General features: G+C 71.2%; 14 protein-coding genes. 8 read left to right on the forward strand and 6 right to left on the reverse strand.

The features are described 5' to 3' along the window. Positions 1–25 precede the first annotated feature (25 nt). Positions 26–337 carry an antibiotic biosynthesis monooxygenase gene (locus ACGFIK_RS16575; RefSeq protein WP_327026890.1) on the forward strand — a complete coding sequence of 104 codons (312 nt, stop codon included), beginning with the start codon at positions 26–28 and terminating at the stop codon, positions 335–337. A gap of 25 nt (positions 338–362) precedes the next feature. Here ACGFIK_RS16575 and ACGFIK_RS16580 read toward each other — a convergent pair whose 3' ends face one another. Then, complete coding sequence (locus ACGFIK_RS16580; protein ID WP_327026891.1) at positions 363–971, reverse strand: class F sortase; 609 nt, start codon at positions 969–971, stop codon at positions 363–365. Between ACGFIK_RS16580 and ACGFIK_RS16585 the strand changes: the two genes are divergently transcribed. Then, the gene (locus ACGFIK_RS16585; protein ID WP_327027483.1) at positions 928–1,260 is read left to right on the forward strand and encodes a hypothetical protein; all 333 of its coding nucleotides are present in this window, start codon (positions 928–930) and stop codon (positions 1,258–1,260) included. The genes ACGFIK_RS16580 and ACGFIK_RS16585 overlap by 44 nt on opposite strands. 107 nt (positions 1,261–1,367) lie before the next feature. On the opposite strand, the gene ACGFIK_RS16590 is transcribed toward ACGFIK_RS16585, so the two are convergent. Then, entirely contained in the window at positions 1,368–1,976 is a 609-nt protein-coding gene (locus tag ACGFIK_RS16590; protein WP_393340172.1) for a hypothetical protein, read from the reverse strand. A 217-nt stretch (positions 1,977–2,193) separates the two neighbouring features. Here ACGFIK_RS16590 and trmB point away from each other — a divergent pair, with 217 nt between their 5' ends. Together trmB and ACGFIK_RS16600 are read left to right on the forward strand one after the other, a co-directional pair. Next, complete coding sequence (gene trmB, locus ACGFIK_RS16595) at positions 2,194–2,817, forward strand: tRNA (guanosine(46)-N7)-methyltransferase TrmB (RefSeq protein ID WP_327026892.1); 624 nt, start codon at positions 2,194–2,196, stop codon at positions 2,815–2,817. Positions 2,818–2,942: 125 nt separating this feature from the next. Beyond that, positions 2,943–5,447 carry a DUF3516 domain-containing protein gene (locus ACGFIK_RS16600; RefSeq protein ID WP_327026893.1) on the forward strand — a complete coding sequence of 835 codons (2,505 nt, stop codon included), beginning with the start codon at positions 2,943–2,945 and terminating at the stop codon, positions 5,445–5,447. Between the two features lie 104 nt (positions 5,448–5,551). On the opposite strand, the gene ACGFIK_RS16605 is transcribed toward ACGFIK_RS16600, so the two are convergent. Continuing rightward, complete coding sequence (locus ACGFIK_RS16605; protein ID WP_393340030.1) at positions 5,552–7,165, reverse strand: LPXTG cell wall anchor domain-containing protein; 1,614 nt, start codon at positions 7,163–7,165, stop codon at positions 5,552–5,554. 178 nt (positions 7,166–7,343) lie between these two features. Between ACGFIK_RS16605 and ACGFIK_RS16610 the strand changes: the two genes are divergently transcribed. Both ACGFIK_RS16610 and ACGFIK_RS16615 read left to right on the forward strand, forming a co-directional pair. Next, positions 7,344–7,985, forward strand: coding sequence for a hypothetical protein (locus tag ACGFIK_RS16610; protein ID WP_393340032.1), 642 nt, complete (start codon positions 7,344–7,346; stop codon positions 7,983–7,985). A gap of 167 nt (positions 7,986–8,152) precedes the next feature. Then, positions 8,153–9,046: a hypothetical protein gene (locus ACGFIK_RS16615; protein ID WP_393340034.1), complete on the forward strand. Its 894-nt coding sequence runs from the start codon at positions 8,153–8,155 to the stop codon at positions 9,044–9,046. Between the two features lie 124 nt (positions 9,047–9,170). On the opposite strand, the gene ACGFIK_RS16620 is transcribed toward ACGFIK_RS16615, so the two are convergent. Continuing rightward, complete coding sequence (locus ACGFIK_RS16620) at positions 9,171–9,545, reverse strand: cytidine deaminase (protein WP_327026897.1); 375 nt, start codon at positions 9,543–9,545, stop codon at positions 9,171–9,173. Positions 9,546–10,012: 467 nt separating this feature from the next. Between ACGFIK_RS16620 and hrpA the strand changes: the two genes are divergently transcribed. After that, on the forward strand, positions 10,013–14,071 hold the full coding sequence (gene hrpA, locus ACGFIK_RS16625) for an ATP-dependent RNA helicase HrpA (RefSeq protein WP_327026898.1): 4,059 nt from the start codon (positions 10,013–10,015) through the stop codon (positions 14,069–14,071). On the opposite strand, the gene ACGFIK_RS16630 is transcribed toward hrpA, so the two are convergent. Both ACGFIK_RS16630 and ACGFIK_RS16635 read right to left on the reverse strand, forming a co-directional pair. Next, positions 14,038–15,381, reverse strand: coding sequence for an FAD-dependent oxidoreductase (locus ACGFIK_RS16630; protein WP_393340037.1), 1,344 nt, complete (start codon positions 15,379–15,381; stop codon positions 14,038–14,040). The genes hrpA and ACGFIK_RS16630 overlap by 34 nt on opposite strands. A 62-nt stretch (positions 15,382–15,443) precedes the next feature. Further along, complete coding sequence (locus ACGFIK_RS16635; RefSeq protein ID WP_393340174.1) at positions 15,444–16,382, reverse strand: LysR family transcriptional regulator; 939 nt, start codon at positions 16,380–16,382, stop codon at positions 15,444–15,446. A 71-nt stretch (positions 16,383–16,453) separates the two neighbouring features. Here ACGFIK_RS16635 and ACGFIK_RS16640 point away from each other — a divergent pair, with 71 nt between their 5' ends. Continuing rightward, positions 16,454–17,146 (forward strand): succinate dehydrogenase cytochrome b subunit, encoded by a 693-nt coding sequence (locus ACGFIK_RS16640; protein ID WP_327026900.1) that lies wholly within the window; start codon positions 16,454–16,456, stop codon positions 17,144–17,146. Positions 17,147–17,148: the final 2 nt, after the last annotated feature.

The raw sequence follows: 17,148 nt of genomic DNA on the forward strand, positions 1-17,148 counted from the left end.
CGCTGCCCGCGTCTAGGGTGGGGACATGGCAGTCGTGAAGATCAACGCGATCGAGGTACCCCCGGGAGCCGGCGAGGAGTTGGAGAAGCGGTTCGCCGCGCGGGCGCACGCCGTGCAGAACTCCCCCGGCTTCCTCGGCTTCGAGTTGCTGCGCCCGGTCGCCGGTGACAACCGCTACTTCGTCTACACCCGCTGGGAGAGCGAGCAGGCGTACCAGGACTGGGCCGCCGGCCCGGCCCGTGCCGCCCACGCCGCCCCGCCCGGCGGCGAACAACGCCCCCCGGTCGCCACCGGCGCCACCCTGCTGGAGTTCGAGGTGGTGCAGCAGGTTCCCTGAGTCACCGGCCCGCTCTGGGCTGCTGCTATGCGGGGCGGGTCTCGGTGTGGGTGGCGAAGGCGATGACATTGTCGGCGTAGCCGGTCGCGCCGCCGAGCCACTGACCCCCGCAGGTGATCAGCCGCAGGCTGGGCGGGCCGTCATGGCCGTAGATCCGGTCGGCCGGCAGTTGGTCCTTGGGGAAGCGTTCGACGGAGTCGACCGTGAACACCGCCACCGAGCCGTCCGCCCGCTGCACCTCGACGGTCTCCCCGACCCGGAGCTTGTGCAGGTCGTAGAAGACCGAGGGGCCGCTCTTGGTGTCGACATGGCCGACGATGACGGCGGGACCGGGCTCGCCGGGCACCGGCCCCCGGTCGTACCAGCCGGTCTCCTCGTGCCGACTCAACGGCGGTACGTCGATCGTCCCGTCGGCGGCGTCCCCGACCGGTTTCACCGGGGCGTTGATGTCGACCGTCGCGACCGTGAGGCGTACCGGCCGGGGTGCGGCGGGCGCGGCGACCGTCTCGCGCGCCGGTGGCTCGGCACCACCGCCGGCCGCGGTGGCCCACTGCAACGGATCACCGACGCTGCGCCCCAGCCCGGCGCCGGTGGCGAAGACACCGAGCAGTACCAGCACCACCGCCAACGGCAAGGACCAGGGACTGCGGCCGGAGCGGGTGGCCCGGCGACTGGATCGGGTGCCCCGGGGGGCCTTCCCGGCGGATGCACGCGGGCTGGTCGACGGAGGCGGACCGGCCGAGGGAAGCGGACCGGCCGGGGGCGAGGAGCGGACCGGTCGGGCCGAGCCACGGGCCGGGTGGCCGGTGGATGCCGGTCGCTTCGAGGCCGGTGGGACGTCGCCCGGGACGAAGAGGTCCGCCCGGGCGATGGAAGTCCCGGGCCGCTCGACCGGCGGCACGAACACCTCGGGCCGAGGGTGAGGGCTCGGCCGGCTACCAGCCGGACGCCCGACCCGCACCCCACCAGCCGATCGTGAGATGCGATCAACCCCGGCAGGGCGTGGGGTTCGGGAGGCGGCCATGGGGGCTCACCGGCCGGTGTGCCGACGCCGGACGGTCACGCCCCAGAGGATCACGCCGCTGACGGTCAACGCGAGCCCGCCGGGCACCAGCAGGCCGAAGGTGGTCCCGGCACCGCCGCCGAATCCGGTGGCCGGTCCCCGGCTGGGTCGGACGGTGCGGACCACCTGAAGCATCGTCGAGGCGCTCTCCCCGCCCCGACACTCCAGCTTGACCCGGTAGTTGCCGGGCAGCACCCGGTCCTTCACCTGGGCGGTACCGGTCAGCAGGCCGCGTTGCGGCTGCACGGCGACCCGGCCGAAGGCGTCCGAGACGACGATGGCCCCGACGGAGTTGTCCCGGCAGCTGGCCCGCAGGCCGACCAGATGCCCCGGTTCCACCGTGCTCGGGCTGACCTCGATGAACACGTCCGGGCCAGGTGGCTGCGGAGCGGCGACCACTCGGGCGGCGACCGGCTGGGAGGCGGCGATCGGCTGGCCGGCACCGGCCGCGGCGGCGCGGGCCGGGGTCGAGATCCCGGTCAGGGCGACGGCGAGCAGCGGGGCGACGAGGGCGAACACCGAGGCCGCGACCAGGGTGGCCGACCGGGCCGGGCGAGTACGGGTCACTGACACGATGCCCCCTCCCGGCGCGACGGAGCAGTCGCCGGGCGCCGCCGGACACCCGGTCTGCGGTACGGGAATGATGGTCTCATTCCCGGTCGTACATCACATCCGATCCGGCACCGGGCTCGCGTAAGCTCGGTGCGCTGTGACCTCCACCGAACCGATCTCCGCTGGCGCCGTGCCTCACCCGGCGCGGGCGATCCGTACCTTCCACCCGCGGCGGGGCCGCATGAGCGAGCGGCAGACGGCCGCCCTGCAGGACCTCTGGCCGGTGTACGCGCTGCGCGTGGGCGATGCCACGCCGTTCGATCCGGTCGCCTTGTTCGGCCGCCGGGCTCCGCTGGTGGTGGAGATCGGGTCCGGCATGGGTGACACGACGGTCGAGATGGCCGCCGCCGACCCGGATCGAGACTATCTGGCGGTCGAGGTGCACACGCCCGGAATCGCCAACCTGCTGGACCTGGTCCACCAGCGTGAGCTGCGCAATGTCCGCATCGCCGAGGGCGACGCGGTGGAGTTGATGCAGACGATTCCGGCGGACTCCCTGGACGCGGTGCACGTCTTCTTCCCGGACCCCTGGCCCAAGTCCCGGCATCACAAGCGGCGGCTGATCCAGCCGAGGCATGTCGCCTTGCTGCGCTCCCGGCTGGCCCTCGGCGGCATCCTGCACTGCGCCACCGACTGGGCGGAGTACGCCGAGGCGATGCGGGTCACCCTGGACGCCGATCCGGGCCTGGTCAACCTGCACGAGGGGTACGCCCCCAGGCCCGCCCACCGGCCGGTGACCCGGTTCGAGCGGCGGGCCCTGCGGGCCGGCCGCCCGATCGCCGACCTGATCTACCGCCGCCGCTAACGGGTAAGGAAGGGCCCCTTCTTAACGCCTCGTGCGGTAAAGGGGGCCCCTGTTAACAGCCGGCCCGGCGAAACCGGTCACCCGGTTGGCGTCGGAGGGCACGATCCAGGCACCATGGACCGGCCATGACTCTCACCGCCGCGCTGCCCAAGACCGCCGACCCCGACACCCTCTACGACGCGTTCGCCGGTTGGGCCTCCGCGCGCGGCCTCGACCTCTACCCCCATCAGGAGGAGGCGGTCATCGAGATCGTCTCCGGGGCCAACGTGATCATGAATACCCCGACCGGCTCGGGCAAGAGCCTGGTCGCGATCGCCGCGCACTTCGCCGCCCTGGCCGACGACCGGACGACCTTCTACACCGCGCCGATCAAGGCCCTGGTGTCGGAGAAGTTCTTCGCCCTCTGCGAGGTGTTCGGGGCGGAGAACGTCGGCATGCTCACCGGGGACGCCAGCGTCAACGCCGACGCTCCGATCATCTGCTGCACGGCGGAGATCCTGGCCAACCTGGCGCTGCGGGAGGGATCCCGGGCCGATGTCGGCCAGGTGGTCATGGACGAGTTCCACTTCTACGCCGAACCGGACCGGGGTTGGGCCTGGCAGGTGCCCCTGATCGAACTGCCTCAGGCGCAGTTCGTCCTGATGTCGGCCACCCTGGGGGACACCACCCGGTTCGTCGACGACCTGAGCCGGCGTACCGGGCGGTCCACCGCCGTCGTCCGCTCGGCCGAGCGGCCGGTCCCGCTGATCTTCTCGTACGCGATGACCCCCATGCACGAGACTCTCGAGGAACTGCTGGAGACCAAGCAGGCCCCGGTCTACGTCGTGCACTTCACCCAGGCCGCCGCCCTGGAGCGCGCCCAGGCCCTGATGAGCGTCAACGTCTGCACCCGGGCCGAGAAGGACATGATCGCCCAGGCGATCGGGAACTTCCGGTTCACCTCGGGCTTCGGCAAGACCCTGTCCCGGCTGGTCCGGCACGGCATCGGGGTGCATCACGCCGGCATGCTGCCCAAGTACCGCCGGCTGGTGGAGACCCTGGCCCAGGCCGGACTACTCAAGGTCATCTGCGGGACGGACACCCTCGGGGTCGGCATCAACGTGCCGATCCGTACGGTCCTGTTCACCGGCCTGTCGAAGTACGACGGGGTGCGGACCCGGCTGCTCAAGGCCCGCGAGTTCCACCAGATCGCCGGGCGGGCCGGACGCGCCGGCTTCGACACCCTGGGCCGGGTCGTGGTGCAGGCCCCGGAGCATGTGATCGAGAACGAGAAGGCCCTGGCCAAGGCCGGCGACGACCCCAAGAAGCGCCGCAAGGTGGTACGCAAGAAGCCGCCGGAGGGCTCGATCGGCTGGGGTGAGCCGACCTTCCAGCGGCTGGTAGAGGCCGAGCCGGAACCGCTCACCTCCAGCTTCCAGGTCAGCCACTCGATGCTGCTCAACGTCATCGGCCGCCCCGGTGACGCCTTCGCCGCCATGCGGCACCTGCTCACCGACAACCACGAGGACCCCGCCGCCCAGCGCCGGCACATCCGCCGGGCCATCGCCATCTACCGGGCGCTGAGAGCCGGTGGGGTGGTCGAGGAGTTGCCCGAGCCGGACGAGACCGGCCGACGGGTCCGGCTCACGGTCGACCTGCAACTAGACTTCGCGCTCAACCAGCCCCTGTCGCCGCTGGCCCTGGCCACCATCGAACTGCTGGACAGCGAGTCCCCCTCGTACGCCCTGGACGTGCTGAGCGTGATCGAGTCGATCCTCGACGACCCCCGCCAGGTGCTCTCCGCGCAGCAGTTCAAGGCCCGGGGTGAGGCGGTCGCCGCGATGAAGGCCGAGGGCATCGAGTACGAGGCCCGCCTGGAACTGCTCGACAACGTGACCTGGCCCAAGCCCCTCGCGGAACTGCTGGAGAACGCGTACGAGATGTACCGGCAGGGGCATCCCTGGGTCGCCGACCACCAGCTCTCCCCCAAGTCCGTGGTCCGCGACATGTACGAGCGGGCGATGACCTTCACCGAGTTCGTGCAGTTCTACGGGCTGTCCCGCTCGGAGGGCCTGGTGCTGCGCTACCTGGCCGACGCGTACAAGACCCTGCGGCAGACCGTGCCCGAGGAAGCCAAGACCGACGAGCTGATCGACCTGATCGAGTGGCTCGGGGAGCTGGTCCGCCAGGTCGACTCCAGCCTGATCGACGAATGGGAGCGGCTGCGCAACCCGACCGACCTGCCGGAGGTCGCCGCCGCCCTGGACGACCGTCCCACGGCGGTCACCCGCAACACCCGCGCCTTCCGGGTCCTCGTCCGCAACGCCCTGTTCCGTCGGGTCGAGTTGGCCGCGCTGCGGCAGTGGCACAGCCTCGGCGAACTGGACGGGGCCACCGGGTGGGACGCCGACGCCTGGGCCGAGGCGCTGGAGCCCTACTTCGAGTCGTACGGCGAGATCGGCATCGGGCCGAACGCCCGGGGCCCGGCGCTGCTCATGATCGAGCAGGGTAGGGAACGCTGGACGGTACGGCAGATCCTCGACGACCCCGAGGGCGACCACGACTGGGGCATCAGTGCCGAGGTCGACCTGGCCGCCTCCGACGAGGCGGGCACGGCGGTCATCCGGATCACGGACGTCGGCCAACTCTGAGGCGAGGCCGCCGGTGCCGGCGGCCAGCACGGGCCGTCGGCGTCCGGCGCCGCAGGGGTAGGACCTGAGCGGTCCGCTCACCCCTGCGGCACCGACACCGTCGGTCAGTCGCGCGGGGCCTGGAACGCCACGCGACGACGACGGAACATCACCAGGAGTACGGCGCCGACCGCCAGCACGGCGGCACCGACACCGGCGAGCAGGGTGGCCGAGGTGCCGGTCACCGGCAGGCCGCCGCCGGTACCGCCGTCACCGTCACCGGTGTTGATGACGATGCGGGCGGTGTTGTTCTCCGGCTTGGACTCGCTGGAGTACATGGCGCCGTCGGCCACGATCGTGCCGTCCGTACCGGGCTCGGACTTGATCTTGATCTTGACGGTCGCCTTGATCCGACCGAAGCCGGAGGCGGTGCTCGGGAACTCGCTCTCGAAGTTGCAGCGCAGCTTCTTCGACTCGGGCAGGGTCCGGCCCGGCTCGCCGTCGGTGTAGCACCACTCGGCGGGCAGCAGCACCGTGCCGCTGGGCGCGGTGATGAGCACCCCCGGGCCCCCGCCGTCGGAGGGACCGTGGTTGACGACCTCGTAGGTCAGGTCGACGGTCTCACCCACGGCGCCCTTGATCGCCGGGGCGGTGACAGCCACGTCCAGGGTGTTCTTCTTGCTCCAGAACCGGAAGTCCGCGTAGTTGTTCGACTCGTCGAGCTCCCGCTCGGCGGCGGACCGCCGGGAGGCCTTGGCGTCCGCAGCCTTGACCTGCAGGGCCTTGGCGGCAGCGGCGAGGGAGGAACCCTTGCCCTTGCTGCCGGTGACCTTCTGCGCGGCCCGCGACTGCCCCGCCAGGGCGACGCTGACGACTCCACTGTGCTCCCCCGGCCCGGACAGGTTGCGACCGAAGGTGATGTTGAACAGCGACTCGCCGCTCTCGTCGTCGAACAGCAGCAGTCCCTCACCCGGCTCCAGGGGCAAGGGCAGTACGCAGGTGACCTCACTCGGCCCGTACACGTACGGAGCCCCGGTGGCGTCGGGGTAGTAGTCGGCGTACGTGCAGTCGCTGTAGCGCTCGACGAAGGTGGCGCCGGTGGCCAGGCTGACGCTGAAGCTGAAGCCCTCGGCGGTGGTGTCGCCCTCGTTGAACACGCCACTGTAGAGGGGAGCGGTGTCACCGCCGCCGACCCGGTCGGACTTGTCGTTCAGGTCCACGGCTGCGGCCACCAGATCGGGCCCGGAGGCGACCACCGAGACCGGGAAGGTCGTGGTGTTGTCGTCCGGGTTCGCGTCCTCCTCCGCGCCGGCGATGGTCACCGAGATCGAGCCGGCATCGCCGGGCTTGGCACCCTTCTCGCTGGCCAACGACACCGGGTAGAGGGTGTCGACCTGCCCGGCGACGAGCACCCCGACGGCGCAGGTGATCTTCTTGTCGGCGAGCTTGCACTCGTCGACCCACTCCGGCACGGTCGCGACGACTCCGGCGGAGAGCTTGCTCAGGTCGAGGGTGACGGTCACCGCGCTCGCGTCCGCCTCGCCGTAGTTGTAGACGTACATGCCGACGGTGGTGCCGCTGTTGTCGACCTCCGCGACCGGCTCCTGAGTGAACGAGACGAACAGGTCGGGACGCGCTTCCGCGGCGTGCGCCACCGGGGCGGAGCCGAGGAGGGCCGCCGCCGCCAGCACCGCCGTGCCCACGGCCAGGCGTGGCCAACGGGCCATGCGGGATGTCATGTGTCTGCTCCGGAAGAGAGTTTGGGGGAAGCCCGGACTTTAGACGATCTCCGAGCCGCGCGTTGTCCCCCGCCAGGGCTCGCACCGCACCCGTCGGCCCGTTTTCTCCCCTGGGCGATGTCAGACCCGTCGATTAGAATGTATGTACTAATCGAGTTCCTGACCTGGGAGGATGCTCGTGACCGCGCCCATCTCCGCCCCCCTCACGCCGTACGCCACCCTCCTCGGTTTCACCCGGTACGTCGACCGCACCGGGCCGACGAAAGCCACCTTCGTCGGCGGCCTGCGCCGCCAGCGGGCCAGCCGCTCCGGCTTCAACCCGCACGGCCAGTTCGTCAAGGCCCTCAAGACCGACATCGCCTTCCACACTGGAGGGACCCACCTGGCGCAGGTGGTGGACCTGGTCAAGCCCCGGTGGCGTCCCCTCTACCAGGCACTGGTGCCGGGCGCCACGACCTGGCTGCACTCCCTGGGCGAGCCGCGCACTGTGGACCTCGCCCAGACCCGCGACGCCCTGGCCCTGCTCGGTGACCTCCCCGTCAAGATCAACCCCCACTTCGGCGTACGCCATTCCGACGGCCGCGCCGAGGCGGTCCGCCTGCACTTCGACGAGACCCCACCCAGCGAGGAGGCCGCACTGGCCACCCTGCACCTGATGGCCCGGCACATGGATGCCGTCCTGCCGCACGCCGAGCCGATCCTGGTAGACGTACGCCGGGGCGTAACCCACCGGATGCCCGAGAGCGTTCGGTCCGAGGAGATCGAACGCTGGCTGGCCGGCGAAGCCGCCGCCTTCCGCGCCATCTGGTCCGCCGCCTGACCCCGCCCCACCCGCACGTTGCGTACGAGCAACTTCGGGGAAGATGTCGCCTCCGTGCGCCCAGAGGCAGCATCTTCCCCGAAGTTGCATACCCGCTGCCTGCCGGTGGGAGCAGGGTTATCCACAGGGGTGTCGGGCGGGCAGGGCGGTGGGTCATGGTGGCTGGCGTGGCTACTTCTGCTCGGCGCCCACCGCAGCTACGCGGGCGCGTCTTCCGAGGTTCCCGTGCCGTGGCCCGAGGGCTGTTGACCCGGGGTCAGCTACGCAGCAAGGCATGGCGGCCGATCTTCCGAGACGTGTACGCCGATGCCCAGCTCACGGTCTCGCACCGCATCCGATGTCAGGCTGCCGCGCGGTGGCTGCTCCCACCTGGTGCGGCGATCGCCGGACGGAGCGCCGCAGCGCTGTTCGGCGCCGGGTTCATCGCCGACGCCGACCCCCTCGACGTGCTGGTGCCCGCCGGGCAACGCTTCGGGCCGGTAGCCGGTCTGGCCGTGCACACCGCCGAGGTCGACGGGTTCGAGGTGCTGTCGCACGACGGGATGCCGGTCACCACACCGCTGCGGACCTGCTGGGATCTGGCCCAATGGCTCGACCTGGCAGAGGCCGTGGTCGTGGTGGACCGGCTGCTCGGCCGTCGGCTGGTACGCATCGAACAGTTGCTGGACCTGGCACACGATCGTCGCGGTGCCCGGGGCTGGAAACGCATGCTGCGGGTGGCAGAGCTGGCCGATCCCGGCGCGGAGTCGGCACCGGAGTCACGGCTACGGGTACGGATCGTGCTGGCCGGTCTCCCCCGGCCGGTCACCCAGTTCGTGGTGCAACGGGACGGTCGTTTCATCGCCCGGGTCGACCTGGCCTGGCCGCACCTGCGGATCGCGGTCGAGTACGACGGCCTCTGGCATGACGACCCGGCGCAGTTCCACCGCGACCGACGTCGCCTCAACCGCCTGCTCGGCGAGGACTGGATCGTGTTGCACGTGACAGCGCAACGCCTCCGGGAAGACTTCGACGGCTTCCTGGCCGAACTCCGCCAAGCGATCCGCACCCGCACCCGCTGACCCCCGAGCCCGCTGCCCGCGAGCCTCGTGCAGTTTCGGGGAAGATGCTTCCTCCGGCCGCGCCGAGGCGACAACTTCCCCGAAATTGCACCCCGAGCCTGCCCGGGCGCCCCGGTGACGGGAGTCAGTGGGGGGTGGTTGGGGGGAGGTCGGTGATCGGTAGGACTCGGGGGTCGTCGAGGGGGCCGATGATCACGCGCAGCGACGGGAGCAGGTCGCCCAGGAGTCGGCGGCAGGCGTCGCAGGGGGCGACCAGGGACCGGCCGCGGTCCCCGACCGTGACCATCGTCTCCAGTTCGCCCACACCCTGGGTGACGGCGGTGCCGAGCGCGACCACCTCGGGGCATGCTCCTGCCGTGGGGTGCACCACATTCACGGCGGAGACGACCCGACCATCGGCGGTACGGGCCGCGGTGGCGAGAGTGTGGGCAGCACTACGGCAGCGCAGCTTCGCCACCGCGCTGGCCGCCTGCACCAACGCCCGATCGGTGTCACGCATCGTCATCGGCGTCCCCGCGTTCCGCTCCCAGTTCGACGCCCCACGATAGACCGCCGCCGTCCGGCTGCATTGTCACCGCCCCCTTTGCTCTGCTTCACCCCACGCACAGGTTGCGGACCAGCACCATTGCGCCGGTTGAAGCAGAGCAAAGGGCGCCGGGGAGACCTGACACGGCCGGCCCTGGACCTGGCGCTCCACCGCCCCGGCAACGCCCGACTCGCAACGCCCGGCACCGCACCATCCTGCACCGCCCGGCAGCCCGAATGCCGGCACGGCTCAGGCGGGCACCGTGCCAGCCCCCGACAGCCAGCGCCCGGCGCCGCACGGCGCAGGTCGGCGCGGCAGGCGCCGCGCGTTGTCCGGGCCTTGGCTGGCGGGTGCGGTGAGGGGGTCGGGGGCGGTGGGCGGGGTGGTGGGGATAACCAGGAGGCGGGGGCGGCGGCGGGCTGCATATCCTTGGGCACGACATGCAGAATCCAGTCTCACCTGCCGCGACCGACCCGATCCGCGCGTTGCAGCGTCGCCTTCCCCCGTTGATGTTCCGCGACCAGCGCCAGCTGCGCCGACGGCTGGACGGGGTGCGCAGGCTGCACGACCCGCAGCGGCGGGAGTCGACGCTGGCCGAGATCGCGGCCGAGGTGGCGGCGGCGGAAGGGCGGCTGGAACGGCGCCGGGCCGCGCTGCCGAAGATCACCTATCCGGCGGCGCTGCCGGTCAGCGAGCGTAAGGACGATATCGCCGCCGCCATCCGGGATCACCAGGTGGTGATCGTGGCCGGTGAGACCGGGTCGGGCAAGACCACCCAGTTGCCGAAGATCTGCCTGGAGCTGGGGCGTGGGATCAGCGGGCTGATCGGGCACACCCAGCCTCGTCGGCTGGCCGCGCGTACGGTGGCCGACCGGATCGCCGAGGAGTTGGGCACCGAGCTGGGCGACGTGGTCGGCTACAAGGTGCGCTTCACCGACCAGGTCAGTGAGCAGAGCCTGGTCAAGCTGATGACCGACGGCATTCTGCTGGCCGAGTTGCAGACCGACCGGATGCTGCGCCAGTACGACACCCTGATCATCGACGAGGCGCATGAGCGCAGCCTCAACATCGACTTCATTCTGGGCTATCTCAGGCAGCTGCTCCCCCGCCGACCCGACCTCAAGGTGATCATCACCTCGGCGACGATCGAGACCGACCGGTTCGCCCGGCACTTCGCCGGACCGCCGACCGAGGAGCATCCCGAGGGCGTACCGGCGCCGGTGGTCGAGGTGTCCGGGCGGACCTACCCGGTCGAGGTGCGTTACCGGCCGCTGATCGAGGTGGCGGAGGCCGACGAGGAGGAGGCGGACGAGGAGAACGTCCGCGACCAGATCCAGGCCATCGGCGACGCGGTCGAGGAGCTGGCCGCCGAGGGGCCCGGCGACATCCTGGTCTTCCTCAGCGGGGAGCGGGAGATCCGGGACACCGCGGACGCGCTGGGCAAGCTGGTGCAGAACAAGCGGTCGCTGCTCGGCACCGAGATCCTGCCGTTGTACGCCCGGCTGAGCGTCGCCGAGCAGCACCGGGTCTTCGCCCCGCACAGCGGGCGGCGGGTGGTGTTGGCGACGAATGTCGCGGAGACCTCGCTGACCGTGCCCGGCATCAAGTACGTGGTCGATCCGGGTACCGCCCGGATCTCCCGCTACTCGCAGCGCCTGAAGGTGCAGCGGCTGCCGATCGAGCCGGTGTCGCAGGCCAGTGCCAACCAGCGCAAGGGCCGCTGTGGGCGTACCTCGGACGGTATCTGCATCCGGCTCTACGACGAGCAGGACTTCCAGTCGCGGCCCGAGTTCACCGACCCGGAGATCCTGCGTACCAACCTGGCCTCGGTCATCCTCCAGATGACCGCGATCGGCCTGGGCGACATCGCCGCCTTCCCGTTCATCGACCCTCCGGATCGACGCAACATCGCCGACGGGGTCAACCTGCTGCACGAGTTGGGTGCCCTGGACCCGGCCGAGACCGACCCGGACCGGCGACTCACCGCGCTCGGGCGGCGGTTGGCCCAGCTTCCGGTGGACCCCCGGCTGGCCCGGATGGTGCTCGAAGGGGAGCGCAACGGCTGCGCCACCGAGGTGATGGTGATCGCCGCGGCGTTGTCGATCCAGGATCCGCGTGAGCGGCCGGCCGACAAGCAGGCCCAGGCCGACCAGGCGCACGCCCGGTTCACCGACAAAGAGTCGGACTTCGTGGCGTTTCTTAACCTGTGGCGGTATCTGCGCGAGCAGCAGAAGGAGCTGTCCTCCAGCGCCTTCCGTCGGATGTGCAAGGCCGAGTACCTCAACTACCTGCGGGTACGCGAGTGGCAGGACATCGTCAGCCAGTTGCGCCAGGTGTTGCGTACCGCCGAGCAGGAGGGTCGGGGACGCGGACGGCGAGGCGCCGACGAGGAGGCCCCGCGCGGCGGCGGGCGACGCCAGGCCGGTGCGGACCTGCCGGAGGAGATCGACACCCCTAAGGTGCACCAGTCCCTGCTGCCCGGCCTGCTGTCCCATGTCGGCCTCAAGGACGCCCAGAAGAACGAGTACCTGGGGGCCCGGGGGGCGAAGTTCGGGCTGTTCCCCGGCTCGGCGTTGTTCAAGAAGCCGCCGCGTTGGGTGATGGCCGCCGAGTTGGTGGAGACCTCCCGGCTGTGGGGTCGGGTGAACGGCCGGATCGAACCCGAGTGGGTCGAACCGCTGGCCCAGCACCTGGTCAAACGCAGCTACAGCGAGCCGCACTGGGAGAAGAAGCAGGCGGCCGTGATGGCGTACGAGAAGGTGACCCTCTACGGGGTGCCCCTGGTCACCTCCCGCAAGGTCAACTTCGGTCGGATCGATCCGGTGCTGAGCCGGGAGTTGTTCATCCGGCACGCGCTGGTGGAGGGCGACTGGTCCACCCACCACCAGTTCTGGCGGGACAACGAGCGGCTGCGCACCGAGCTGGAGGAGCTGGAGAGTCGGGCCCGGCGGCGGGACATCCTGGTCGACGACGAGACCATCTTCCAGTTCTACGAGGAGCGGATTCCCGCCGAGGTGGTCTCCGGGCGGCACTTCGACACCTGGTGGAAGAAGACCCGCCGGGAGCAGCCCGACCTGCTCACCTTCACCCGTGAGCTGCTGGTCAACGCCGGTCGGGGCGGGGTGGACGAGGCGGACTTCCCCGACCAGTGGCGCACCGAGGGTGTCGAGTTGCCGTTGACGTACACCTTCGAGCCCGGCTCCCCGGTCGACGGGGTGACCGTCGACATCCCGTTGCCGCTGCTCAACCAGGTACCGGCGGAGAGCTTCGACTGGCAGGTGCCCGGCCTGCGGGAGGAACTGGTCATCGCGTTGATCCGCTCCCTGCCCAAGCCGGTGCGGCGCAACTTCGTACCGGTGCCGGACTACGCCCGCGCCGTGCTGGCCGCGATCACCCCCGGCGAGGAACCCCTGCTGGAGGCGTTGACCCGGCAGCTGCGCCGGATGACCGGGGTGACCGTGCCCCGCGAGGCCTGGGATCCGAGCAAGCTGCCGAACCACCTGCGGGTCACCTTCCGGGTGCTCGGCGAGGACGACAAACCGGTAGCCGAGGGCAAGGACCTGCCGGCCCTGCAACGCCGACTCAAGGCGGAGGTACGCCAGGTGGTGGCGGCCGCCGCGCCGGAGGTGGCCCGCACCGGGCTGACCGGCTGGGAGATCGGCACCCTGCCCCGCACCATCGAGCAGGTCCGGGCGGGGTACGCGGTGACCGCGTACCCGGCGCTGGTGGACGAGGGGACCACGGTCGGGGTGCGGGTCTTCGACTCCCCGGCCGAGCAGGAGGCCGCGCACTGGGCCGGTACCCGGCGACTGCTGCGGCTGACCGTGCCCTCCCCGGCGAAGTTCCTGGCCGGACGGCTCTCCAACGAGGCGAAGCTGGCCCTGTCGCGCAATCCGCACGGCGGGGTGCAGGCGTTGATCGAGGACGCCACCGGCGCGGCGATCGACAAGCTGATCGGCGATGCCGGCGGGCCGGTCTGGGACCCGGAGGGCTTCGCCGCCCTGCGGGACAAGGTCCGCGCCGGTCTGGTGGACACCGTGACGGAGGTGATGGAGCGGGTCCGGGCGGTGCTGGCCGCCGCGTACGCGGTGCAGCAGCGGCTCGGCGCGACGAGGAACCTGGCCGTGGTGGCCGCCCTGGCCGACATCCGCAACCAGCTCACCGGGCTGGTGCACGCCGGTTTCATCACCGAGGTCGGCTACGCCCGACTGTCCGATCTGCTGCGCTACCTGACCGCCATCGAGCGGCGGCTGGACCGGCTGCCCGGCAATCCGCCCCGGGACAAGCAGTTGCAGGACCGGATCGCGGTGGTGCAGCGGGAGTACGACGAGATGCTCGCCGCCCTCCCGCCGGCCCGACGCGGTTCCGTGGCGGTGCGGCAGATCCGCTGGATGATCGAGGAGCTGCGGGTCAGCGTCTTCGCGCAGGCCCTGGGCACCCCGTACCCGATCTCGGAGCAGCGCATCTACCGGGCCATGGACGAGGCAGAGGGGCGCTGACGTCTGCCGAGGAGTACCCGGAGCATCACGTCCGGGCCCAGCAGCCGGGCCGGCGGGTCGATCAGGTTGACCACCCGCAGGAAGGCGGCGCCGAGCACCGCGTCGCGCGCGGCCGCGACATGCAGCCGGGCCAGGTAGGCGTTGACGAACCGGACCTTCCAGGTACGCCGCCCGGTGACTCCCGGGAAGCGCAGGTCGGTGCCGACCGCGATGGACCAGGGCCCGTCGATCACCCGGGCCGCCCGCCGGAAGAACCGCCGGGCCAGCCGGTGGCGGCCCCGGGCCAGCAGGCTCCGCAGCAGCAGGGCCTGTACGGCGGCGACCGTGATGCCCTGCCCGTAGACCGGGTTCAGGCTGCACAGGGCATCGGCGAAGATCAGCAAGCCGTCCGGGAACCGGGACAGTCGTTCGTACCGGCGTCGGACGCTGGCCGGGAAGCGCATCAGCACCGGCTCGTCCAGCGGCTGGGCCTGCCGGACCAGTTCCCCGACCTGCGGGGCGGCCAGCGAGGTGGCGTACCGGATGAATCCGGCCTCGTCGACCGGCGGCGCCTCGCCCAGGATGCCCGCGACGGTGACCGCGAACCGCCCGCCCTCCTGGGGTGCGACCACCCCGTAGCGGGCCCGCCCCGGCATCGCGTTGGACAGTACGCCGAGCTTGTCCTCCAGTTGGCCGTCCTCGCGCCGGTACCGGCGGGTGACGTAGGTGACCCCCACCTCGACACGTTCCTGTTCGACTGCCGGGTAGCCGAGTTCGGCCAGCCAGGTCGGGCTGCGGCTGGCCCGGCCACCGGCGTCGACCACGAGATCGGCGGTCAGGGTCGCTGCCCGGCCCTCGCGGGGGGCCAGCCGTACCCCGGTGACCCGGCGGCCATCGGCGGTGGCCAGCAGGCCGGTCACCTCGCAGTCGGGCACCAGGCGTACCCCGGGCAGGGCCAGGATCCGTTGCCGGACGGCCTGTTCCAGCAGCGGGCGGCTCATGCCGAAGCCGGTCAGGTCGGAGCGGGCCGACCGCATCCGGTGGCCGTCGTTGTACCAGTGCACCTGCCCGTGCAGGTCGACCGGGGTGGCCCCGAGGCGGTACAACTCGGCGCCGAGTTCGGGCAGCAGACACTCCAGGGCCTGCCGACCCCGAGCCAGCAGGACGTGTACGTGCCGGCCCTGCGGTACCCCCCGGCGATGCACCGGTTCGGCCGGCGGGGCGTCGCGGTCCAGCAGGATCACCTCGGTGAAGCTGTCCACCAGCGCCCGGGCCGCGAGCAATCCGCCCAGACTGGCTCCGATGACGACGGCGCGACCGGAGGCTGCCATGCCGGGAGCCTATGCGTGCTCTCATCCCCGGGGCTGCTTCCGTCGTGCTCGATCCGGACAGGTCAGGTCAACGGCTCGACCCCGGGCGGGAGTTCGCTGGCGGTGGTGGCGGTCTGCACGTAGTCGAGCAGGATGCGGCGCAGTTCGCGCCCGGCGTGGGTGGGCACCACGTCGCGGCGGCGGGCCACCGCGATGGTGCGGCGCACCCCGGGTGGGGCCAGTCGGGTGACCCGGATGCCGGGGCGGCGGGCCACCACGATGCCGGGGACCAGAGCGATCCCCAGCCCGGCCTCGACGAAGCTGAGTACGGCGTCCATCTCCCCGCCGTCGACCGACAGGGTCGGCTCGAAACCGGCGTTGCGACAGGCCTGGAGGGTGGCGTCCCGCAGGTCGTAGCCCTCGCGGAACATCACCAGCGGCTGATCCCGCAGGTCGGTGATGCGTAGGTCGGCCCCGGGGTAGGCGGTCGGCAGGGGGTCGACCGAGGCGACCACCAGGCTCTCGGTCAGGATCGGGTCGGCGCGCAGCCCGGGATCGGTGCCCTGGGCGGGCATGATGATCAGTGCCAGGTCCAGCGCCCCCCGGAGCAGTTCCCGGACGAGGTCCTGCGATCCGCCCTCCTCGACCCGCAGGTCGACCGTGGGGTGGACGTCACGGAAGCGGCGCAGCACCGGGGGGGCCAGCGAGGTGGCCAGGCTGGGGGTGGCCCCCAGGCGGACCCGCCCCCGGCGCAGCCCGACCAGCTCCTGCACCTCGCGGGTGGCGGTCTCCACGTCGGCGAGGATCCGCTTGGCCAGGGGCAGCAGCACCTCGCCGGCCGCGGTGAGAGTGATGTTGCCCCTTACCCGCTCGAACAGGGGGGCGCCGAGGGTGGCTTCCAGGGCGTGAATTTGCTTACTCAACGAGGGTTGGGTGATGCCGACGACATCGGCCGCCTGGGTGAAATGTCGTACTTCGGCCACCGCAACGAAGTACCTGAGCTGATGGAGCTGCACCTGGATAGCTTATGGCTATCAAGACTGCGGTGTCGATGCATTGGACGACTGATTGAACTGCTCCTAGCGTCGGCCTCGTGGTAGTCACGACGCGAACTCGGTCGCCCATCCGCTCGAACGTCGGCCTGAAGGCCGTCATGGCGGTGACGGGCATCTTCCTGGTGTTCTTCCTCATCGCACACATGCTGGGCAACCTGAAGGTCTTCTCCGGCGACTCCTCGTTCAACGGCTACGCCCACTGGCTGCGTGACGTCGGCAAGCCGGTGCTGCCGGGGGTCTGGTTCCTCTGGTTCATGCGCATCGGCCTGGTGGTCGCGGCCGTCGGGCACATCTGGGCCGCCACGGTGCTCGCCATGCGGGCCCGCGCCGCCCGCCCGGTCCGCTACGCCCACCGCAAGAAGGTCCAGGGCAGCTACGCCGCCCGCACCATGCGCTGGGGTGGGGTGATCATCCTCTTCTTCGTGATCTACCACCTGCTGGACCTGACCACGGGCACCCTGAACCCGGTCGGCGACCCGACCCGGCCGTACGCCAACGTCGTCGCCGGCTTCGCGCCGGAGCGCTGGTACGTCACCCTCTTCTACGCCCTGGCGGTCACCACCCTCGGCTTCCACCTGCGCCACGGGGTCTACAGCGCGCTGCGCAGCCTGGGCCAGCAGACCCCGCGCGGGGAGCAGCGTGCCCGGGTGGTGGCGCTGGTCCTCTCCGTCGGGCTGGTCGTCGGCTACCTCGTGGTCCCGTTCGCCGTACTCACCGGATTGGTGTCCTGACC

It is taken from the genome of Micromonospora sp. NPDC048871, assembly GCF_043198155.1.
In the GTDB taxonomy this organism is placed as follows: domain Bacteria; phylum Actinomycetota; class Actinomycetes; order Mycobacteriales; family Micromonosporaceae; genus Micromonospora.

Bases quoted from the DNA above. Each gene is read 5' to 3' on its own strand.
- ACGFIK_RS16575 (WP_327026890.1), top strand. From the start codon at position 26: ATGGCAGTCGTGAAGATCAACGCGATCGAGGTACCCCCGGGAGCCGGC.
- trmB (WP_327026892.1), top strand. From the start codon at position 2,194: ATGAGCGAGCGGCAGACGGCCGCCCTGCAGGACCTCTGGCCGGTGTAC.
- ACGFIK_RS16600 (WP_327026893.1), top strand. From the start codon at position 2,943: ATGACTCTCACCGCCGCGCTGCCCAAGACCGCCGACCCCGACACCCTC.
- ACGFIK_RS16605 (WP_393340030.1), bottom strand. From the start codon at position 7,165: ATGACATCCCGCATGGCCCGTTGGCCACGCCTGGCCGTGGGCACGGCG.
- ACGFIK_RS16620 (WP_327026897.1), bottom strand. From the start codon at position 9,545: ATGCGTGACACCGATCGGGCGTTGGTGCAGGCGGCCAGCGCGGTGGCG.
- hrpA (WP_327026898.1), top strand. From the start codon at position 10,013: ATGCAGAATCCAGTCTCACCTGCCGCGACCGACCCGATCCGCGCGTTG.
- ACGFIK_RS16630 (WP_393340037.1), bottom strand. From the start codon at position 15,381: ATGGCAGCCTCCGGTCGCGCCGTCGTCATCGGAGCCAGTCTGGGCGGA.